This is a genomic window from Bacillus sp. JJ783 (genome assembly GCF_036963225.1).
GTDB lineage: Bacteria > Bacillota > Bacilli > Bacillales > Bacillaceae_G > Bacillus_A > Bacillus_A cereus_U.
This window is the reverse complement of record NZ_JBALMG010000010.1, coordinates 1-8,314: the sequence shown is the minus strand read 5'-3', so window position 1 is coordinate 8,314 and position 8,314 is coordinate 1. Positions and strand designations below refer to the sequence as shown.

The following is an 8,314-nucleotide window of genomic DNA, read 5'->3' as shown; positions in this document are numbered from 1 at the left end:
CTGGCATCACTGGTTCTACCGGCATCACTGGACCTGCAGGTAGTTCATCAGCGAAAAGTATTGTTTTTCAAGGGACGAATGCTGGGTTTCAACGTATAGCAGGTTCTCCAGGAATTGATTCTAACGTTATTCCGTATGTAACTGCTGGAGCTGGGAATATAGTTGGTTTTGCTGCATCTATAAATATTAATAACTTACCCGCTGCTGTTTATACGATTGATATTTGCAAGGATGTCCCAACAAACCTCTCTGCCCCTACCTCTAGTTACATCCTATCTACTGTCACTTTAACTACTACAGATAAAATTACGGGGACTATGACATTTTCAATTAAACCTACGGATATTGGCTCTAGACAACCTCAAGTGTATAACCCTACTCCAGTACCTGGACCTGCCACTGTAACTTGGACTAGTATTACAACTGGAAACCTGGTTTCGAGGGGGGATGCGATATCTCTTTATATTACCCCCGGGATTACGACAAGTGCTTTATATTCTGTTTTTCTAATCACTGATATATAGCCCACTCTTACAAATCGTTCATTTTACAAAAAAACTTCGCTACCGAGGCCAACAAAATTACAAATAAATTAAAACAAATAACAGACAAATTCATTATATACCTCACCTTGGATATATCCATATTTTGATTTTTCAAATTGGTACACTATGTCAATATTGTAAACATCCCCTTTATTGGATTCCGTACTTCCATCCAAAATGAAAAGGGAAATCACTCTAAAGAAAGTGATTTCCCCTTTTTAAAATACCCACCGTTAAATCGGCAACATAATCTCAACAGTCGTTCCAACTCCAACTTGACTTTCAAAGTTCAATTTACCGTGGTGATCTTTAATAATTTTTTCCGTAACTACTAATCCTAAGCCTGTTCCAGTTTCTTTCGTTGTGTAAAAAGCTTCATTTAGCTTAGGAATTTTATCTTTCGAAATACCGCATCCCTCATCTATAATTTGAACAATGATCACATCTTCCACTATAACTTTTACAGTAATAGTTCCGCCAACTGACATTGCTTCAATCGCATTTTTAATTAAATTAAAAAATACTTGTTTCAATCGTTTCTCATCACATGTAATTGAAGGTATGTCTTTACTATAAATAGCATGCATTTTTATCCCTTGTTCTAAAGCTGGCTTTTCCATAACCCTGATAACATAAGAGATGATTTCTTTAATATTATGAGTTTCGGATTCTACCGATTTAGATTTCTCAAACCCATTTAGTTCTGTAGCAATTGTATAAATTCGCTCTACTTCCTGTCTCATAATTTCACTATAAATCTTATCTTCTGGATATTTTTTCGCTTGCTTATTCACAAGTTTTTTCAATTTTTCTAACGGTCTTCTAATCTTATCACCAATTACTGTTGCCATTTTTCCAACCATCGCTAATTTTTCTACATTTTGTATTTCTTTGTCCATCATTTCAAGTGTACGAACGTAAGATTGGAATCTTAAAAATATAATCCAACATATAATAACAAACACGCTATATAATGCTATTGGGATAAGAACGATAAAGGATTGAACAACGAATCCCATAAGTGCATATTTTCCAACAATAGTTCCGGCAACTAACCAAAAGTACCTCTTATTCACAAATATCGGTGCAAATAAAATAAAGAATCCTTCTACTATATTCCCGCCATCAAATTCCGCATCACTTCCGTAATAAATAATGAAGTTATTAATAAAATCCAATATATTATAGCCAATTAAAATAATATACTTCACAATATACGGCTTTTTCCATTTCATAAAATAAAGTCCTATAAAGAGTAATCCAACCATCAAACTATATAGCCATAAACCTAATCCTTCTCCAAAAACATCTGCTAGTTTTTGATTTTTATCTGCTAAAAGGACCATCGCCTTTTCAGCAAAATCATATGCAAAAAATATAACGAAGAATAAGCTTAAAAATATTATTAATGCCTTTATCTCTTCTTTTTCAAATATATTGCCTTTTTCCATATGATAACTCCTTTAACAACACCTCTTAATCTTGTGTCACATTGCGCTCACATTTTTTCGGGAGTAGTATTTCTACTCTCGTCCCTTTCTTTACTTCACTAGAAATGTGTAATTCTCCAAGATGCTCTGTCATAATTCGCTCCGCTACCGTAAGACCTAATCCAATTCTATCTTGCTTTGTTGTATAAAAAGCATCCTTAACTCTTCCTAAATTATCCTTTTTTATCCCAAAACCACTATCTACTATCCTTACTATTACGTAATCTCTTTTTTTATTTTCAACTTGTATTTTTAATGTTCCGCCATGCTCCATTGCCTCTAAAGCATTTTTAATAACATACAAAAATACTCCTTTTAATTTGCGTTTATCACATTCAATTTCACTTCTATTTTGCTCTTCATTAAAGGTGCAATTTATATTTAACTCGTTCATTTTTTCGCGCATGTTTTCTACCGCTTGTACTAAAACATCACTTACAATGTGTTTTTCATAAACAGAAGGTTTACATGTAGCAACCTCCATTAATTCACTAATCATATTATTCATATTTTCGATTTCGAGAATCATTTGTTCATATGTTGCGTCTTTTTCGTGTTTCTCTTTCTGTAATTGCGTAAACCCTTTTAATGAAGCAAGTGGGTTTTTAATTTCATGTCCGACTGTCGCTGCCATTTTTCCGATAACCGCCAATTTTTGTGACTGACTTGCCTCTGCAATACGTCCCTTTACTGCTGAAAGATATTGTAAAAATCGATTTAAAATAATAAATGACACGAAAAGTAACACCATATTTATAACAAGAGACATAAACAAGTTAAGTTCTCCAAATACAAATAGGTATATCATATATTTCCCTATAAGAAATGGCGCTAAGACAAATAAATATCTTTTACTCAAAAATATCGGTACGAAGAAAATGAAAATATATTCAATTACATTCCCTTCATCAAATGCTATTGTATTATGAAAAGCATACCATCCAATATTAAAAGTCTCTGCGATCATGTATGCAAATAAATATGTATATTTAACTAAATATGCTTTTCCTCTCTCAAATAAGTAAACACTAATACCTAATATAGCCATAATATATGCAAGCTTCCATATCACTTTATGCCAATTTCCTAAAGGCATTGTATCTTCTAATATAATCGCGTATGCAACCTCGTATACAATTAAAATAACATGTATTACCCATAAGAAAATCTTAGCGTTTTTCTTTTCTTCTTTAGCTGATAGAAAACTCTCTCCCACTTCAACACCCCTTCAAAAGAATACCATTTATTATAATAAATGATTTTCATAGACAAACAAAGATAAATTGAACAAATGAGGAAAATCAATCCATAGATAATATACTTCTTCAGACCATATGTAAGCATAAAAATCATGAACAATAATACGTATAATATGGGAGGTGCTTTATATGGACGGTCGTGAAAATAAGAAGATAGAACAGTTACAATCCTTTACGAAAAACAATGAGGGAAAAGAGATGACAACGAATACGGGTGTCAAAATTTCAAATGATGAAAACTCTTTAACAGCCGGCGATCGTGGTCCTACACTTTTAGAAGATTTCCTTATGCGAGAAAAACTCGCTCATTTTGACCGTGAACGAATTCCTGAAAGAGTCGTTCATGCTCGCGGTTACGGAGCACATGGTGTTTTTGAGCTATATGATTCTTTAGAAGATTTAACAATGGCTCATTTTTTACAAGACCCATCTAAAAAGACACCTATTTTTATTCGTTTTTCTGAAGTTGCAGGATCAAAAGGTGCAAATGAAACGAACCGAGATGTACGAGGATTCGCTGTTAAGTTTTATACAGAGGAAGGAAATTTCGATTTAGTGGGTAATAACATCCCGATTTTCTTCATTCAAGATGGTATTAAATTTCCGGATCTTATTCATGCTCTTAAACCAGAGCCACATAATGAGATTCCTCAAGGACAAACAGCACATGATACTTTTTGGGACTTTATCGCCAATAATCAAGAATCAGCTGCGATGATGATGTGGATTATGTCTGACCGTACAATTCCGAGAAGTTTTCGAATGATGCAAGGGTTCGGCGTTCATACATTCCGCTTAGTTAATAAACATGGAAAGTCACGATTCGTAAAATTCCACTGGAAGCCTAAGCTTGGTGTTCACTCGTTAATTTGGGATGAAGCTCAAAAACTAGGCGGTGCTGATCCGGATTACCATCGCCGTGATTTATGGGAAAATATTAATGCTGGAAACTACCCTGAGTACGAACTTGGCGTTCAAATTTTAGAAGAAGAGGACGAATTTAAATACGATTTTGATATATTAGATGCAACAAAAATTTGGCCGGAAGAAGACTTCCCTGTTAAAATCATCGGAAAAATGACGTTAAATCGGAACGTTGATAACGTATTTGCGGAAACAGAACAAGTCGCACTGCACCCTGGAAGCATCGTCCGCGGTATCGATTTTACAAATGATCCTCTCTTACAAGGTAGACTCTTTTCTTATACAGATACGCAATTAGCCCGCGTCGGTACAAACTATCAAGAGTTACCGATTAACCGCCCAGTATGTCCTTTTCATAACAATCAAAGAGATGGTGCGTCTAAATATATAATTGATAAAGGAAAAGTCGCTTACCATAATAACTCTTTAGCTAATAACTCTCCCTTTACTGTACCTGGTACGAAAGGCGGTTTCGTTACATATCCTTCTACTGTTTCCGGACATAAAACAAGAGAAACAGCCGCTAGTTTTAAAGACCATTTCTCACAAGCCCGTTTATTTTGGAATAGTATGAGCCACGTCGAAAAAATCCATATTATGCAGGCCTTCTCCTTTGAATTAGGAAAAGTAAAAAGTAAATCAGTTCGCCAACAAGTCGTAGATATGATTGGTCATATAAGTACAGAATTAGCTACTTTAGTAGCTGAAGCAGTCGGGGCAACAGTGCCAAATGTTCAAGAATCAAATGTTACAAAATCCTCACCAGCACTAAGTATGGAACATACAACATTCAGCCCAAATACATTACGAGTAGGCGTCATTGTCGCAAACGGATATGACGGTCAAAACGCACAATATATTATAAATCAATTCAAACAAGCCGGTCTTCAGCCCGTTATTATTTCCGAACGATTAGGTTTTGTGCAAGGCTCTCAAAATGTAAAGTGGGAAGTGAATGATACTTTCTTAACAGGATCACCGCTTCTTTACGATGGGCTACTTCTTATTGGTGGAAATATTGATGATCATTTTCTTAACAAAGCAAGTTCATTTGTCGTAGAATCATATAATCACTTTAAGCCAATTGGCGCTTTCCAAAACGGAACTACTATTATTCAATCTTTAAACATCGAAGGAAAACCTGGCGTTATAACAGAAGAAAACCCTACCTTACTTGCGAATGAATTTATTCAGGCAATGACAAAACAGCGATTTTGGGAAAGAGCCTATTAAAATGCATGAGGAGGATACGTCATGTTCGTTACAGTGGAAAAAGATATACACATTTTTGTGCAAGATATGAACCCAGGTCCTGACAGTAAAACTGTTTTCTTTGTACACGGCTGGCCTTTAAATCACCAAATGTTTCAATATCAATTCAATGTTTTACCACAGCACGGGTTTCGCTGCGTCGCAATGGACATTCGCGGAAACGGGCAATCTGATAAACCATGGACTGGTTACACATATGACCGTTTAGCTGACGATATCGCAATTGTATTAGAAGCACTTCAAATAGAAAATACTACGTTAGTTGGTTTCTCAGTCGGCGGTGCTCTTTCTATTCGATACATGTCACGATATAACGGTCGCCGTATTTCTAAACTTGCATTAATTGATGCCGTCTCCCCCTCTTTCGTAAAAAACCAACAATCCCCTTACGGCGTACCGAAAGAGCAAGCAGATGCTCTGATTGCTCAAATGTATGCAAATCTGCCTAAATTTCTTAATGATGTATCTTTATCATTTTTTAATAGAAACTTAGGAGCTGCCACGTTAGACTGGTTTTCTTATCTCGGTATGCAGTCCGCTTCTTATGCTCTCATCAAAATTTTGCAAGCTGCTGCAAACGAAGACGTGACGAAGGACTTAAATAAAATTAACGTCCCAACAAAAATATTCCACGGTGTTCACGACCAACTCATCCCTTACAAAAGTGCTGAGCTAACAAAAGAACGCATTAAAAACTCTGAGCTATATCCTCTTACAAATAGCGGTCATGGCTCTCCAATCGATCAAGCGGATGAATTAAATAAGGAACTAATAAATTTTTTAAATTCATAGTTCCTTTACAGTAAAAAAAGAATTTGCCCTTACGGCAAATTCTTTTTTTTGTTAACTACCTTTTTCTATCGAGTTAGAAGACACCGGAATGAACAATGATTTATCTATTTCCTTCTTTTCCTGTCTTTGTTCATATGACTCTTTCTTTGTCTTTTTATACATAGAATATAGACTGCTACCGCGCTCTTTCTTTATCCCCTTGATCATCATATGTAAAACGAATATAGAAACAGTAAAGAATAATAGTGGCGCAATGACAATCCATGGTGCTGCTAAAAATTCACTTTTGTATAGACCGATTAAACCCGCCCACTCATTCGTAAGTGAGTATGGTTTCCCCGTATCATAATCTACGCCTCGTCCCCCAATTAAAATTCCGAAAAATGACAAATGAATTAATAACGTAAATAATTGAACAAACTGCTGTAAAAAAAGGACGACAAGAATTTCTTTTAAATACAACCATATATGCTTTCTAATAATCCGAAACTTTGAAGCTCCTAATATTTTCGAAGTTGTAACAAACTCATTTTTCATAAATAAATTGATTTCTTGATTCACATAAAGAATAACAGCTGGTAACAGCGCAAAACAAAGAACAGTAAACTGCTTTATAATAATTTCCATATTAAATCCAGTTAATTCACTGTGCAACATGATTGGAAACATCCACAAAATCGCCCATAGCACTGTCGGAATAAAGAAATACACTTTACATATTTTTTGAAATAAATTTTGTACGATAGATGGTGTATGAGCTAATGCTACACCTAATATAGTACCGAGAAACACTTGTACGCTACATACGCCAAATACAAATAATATTGTAAACTTTGCACCTACTAATAATTGAAAAAACAAATTAAAACCGTTACGATCTGTACCGAGTGGTGGTATTGTAAGCGGACTAAACGGAGCTGCAGCAATAACATCCCCATTCGCATCTTTCAGCCAGATTGTCTTACTCATATATAAATCCTTACCAAACCACGTAATAAGATAACTAATTACAACAATCCCTACAAAGTACAGGACCCCACACAAAAAACGTTTGGAGCGAAAGTTTCTATATATCATGAGAAGCCCCTCCTGTAATACGATTCACTCGGTAATGTATAATAGTAAATAGAATGTAGAATGGAACAAATAATAAAAGGATCCACCATGCCATCGTTAAAGGATTTAAAGAGCCTGCCCTTATTAAGAAAGACATATACCCCGTAATATTAAAAGCTCCCTCTACCATTAAAAGGCTTGAAATCATGAATAAAAAAAGCGGCTGCAAGTGATTTAACAGGTGGTACATAATATTACGTAATAAATGAGCATACAGTATATATTTATTGCTCAATCCTTTCGCACGGGCGAATTCCACATACGGCTTATTCTTTTCTTCCATTAAAAATAAAACGATAATACGGAAAAAATGAAGGGTTGGAACGATAGTCATACAAAGAATAGGTAAGACATATGCACGTTCATCATTAAACGCATAAATAGTAACGAAGCGATATCCTGTCTGTTTATAAATCCATACAACAAATAACTGTAAACTAAAAATTAATAACAAATCTGGAACTGATTCTATTAAAATTAAACACCTCTCAATCCCCTTCTTAATTTTAGAAGAAACTAATAAGTATACGAATGAAAGGCCAATTGAAAGAATAATTGTTAAACAAGTAGCGATTAAAAGAATAGTCATAGAATACGTATAAGGTTCAATAATCCGTTCAAAAAAAGGAATTGACTGCATAGTGTTCGTATCAATATGTGCAATATCCTTTGGCGAAGCTAATCTCTCTAAATATGTAATAAAATCAAGACTATTCCCTAAAAACAAAGAGAATGGTAAATAACTTACAGTAAGAATAACTGCGATACTAATAAGAAATTCTATTATTTTCCCACCCCAAAAATGCTTCAATGTCCCACCTCTTTTTTTTAAATTACCACACAACTTTATTATAACTGATTTTTCTGAAATTTTAATATATATCTAAATAAAAAAACTCTTAGAAACCTTAAAGAG

Annotated in this window: 6 protein-coding genes and 1 pseudogene; 3 read left to right on the top strand and 4 right to left on the bottom strand. The window is 34.6% G+C overall.

Annotated elements, in window-relative coordinates; translation table 11 throughout:
- Positions 1–524 (top strand): annotated as a pseudogene (locus V7038_RS02530) (collagen-like protein); the annotation flags it as partial.
- Positions 525–778: 254 nt separating this feature from the next.
- On the opposite strand, the gene V7038_RS02525 reads toward V7038_RS02530, so the two are convergent.
- On the bottom strand, positions 779–1,996 hold the full coding sequence (locus V7038_RS02525; protein WP_002112424.1) for an ATP-binding protein: 1,218 nt from the start codon (positions 1,994–1,996) through the stop codon (positions 779–781).
- Positions 1,997–2,021: 25 nt separating this feature from the next.
- Positions 2,022–3,251, bottom strand: coding sequence for an ATP-binding protein (locus tag V7038_RS02520; RefSeq protein WP_335468977.1), 1,230 nt, complete (start codon positions 3,249–3,251; stop codon positions 2,022–2,024).
- A gap of 172 nt (positions 3,252–3,423) precedes the next feature.
- On the opposite strand from V7038_RS02520, the gene V7038_RS02515 reads away from it, so the two are divergent.
- The gene (locus tag V7038_RS02515; protein ID WP_335468975.1) at positions 3,424–5,451 is read left to right on the top strand and encodes a catalase; all 2,028 of its coding nucleotides are present in this window, start codon (positions 3,424–3,426) and stop codon (positions 5,449–5,451) included.
- 21 nt (positions 5,452–5,472) lie between these two features.
- Positions 5,473–6,282 (top strand): alpha/beta fold hydrolase, encoded by an 810-nt coding sequence (locus tag V7038_RS02510; RefSeq protein ID WP_335468973.1) that lies wholly within the window; start codon positions 5,473–5,475, stop codon positions 6,280–6,282.
- Positions 6,283–6,333: 51 nt separating this feature from the next.
- On the opposite strand, the gene V7038_RS02505 is transcribed toward V7038_RS02510, so the two are convergent.
- On the bottom strand, positions 6,334–7,359 hold the full coding sequence (locus tag V7038_RS02505) for an ABC transporter permease subunit (protein WP_002112433.1): 1,026 nt from the start codon (positions 7,357–7,359) through the stop codon (positions 6,334–6,336).
- Positions 7,349–8,209, bottom strand: a complete 861-nt coding sequence (locus tag V7038_RS02500; RefSeq protein WP_070170624.1) for an ABC transporter permease subunit — start codon at positions 8,207–8,209, stop codon at positions 7,349–7,351. Before V7038_RS02500 ends, V7038_RS02505 begins: the two co-directional genes overlap by 11 nt.
- Between the last annotated feature and the right edge of the window lie 105 nt (positions 8,210–8,314).

Coding starts and splice junctions, on each gene's coding strand:
- V7038_RS02525 (WP_002112424.1), bottom strand. CDS start 1,996: ATGGAAAAAGGCAATATATTTGAAAAAGAAGAGATAAAGGCATTAATA.
- V7038_RS02515 (WP_335468975.1), top strand. CDS start 3,424: ATGGACGGTCGTGAAAATAAGAAGATAGAACAGTTACAATCCTTTACG.
- V7038_RS02510 (WP_335468973.1), top strand. CDS start 5,473: ATGTTCGTTACAGTGGAAAAAGATATACACATTTTTGTGCAAGATATG.
- V7038_RS02505 (WP_002112433.1), bottom strand. CDS start 7,359: ATGATATATAGAAACTTTCGCTCCAAACGTTTTTTGTGTGGGGTCCTG.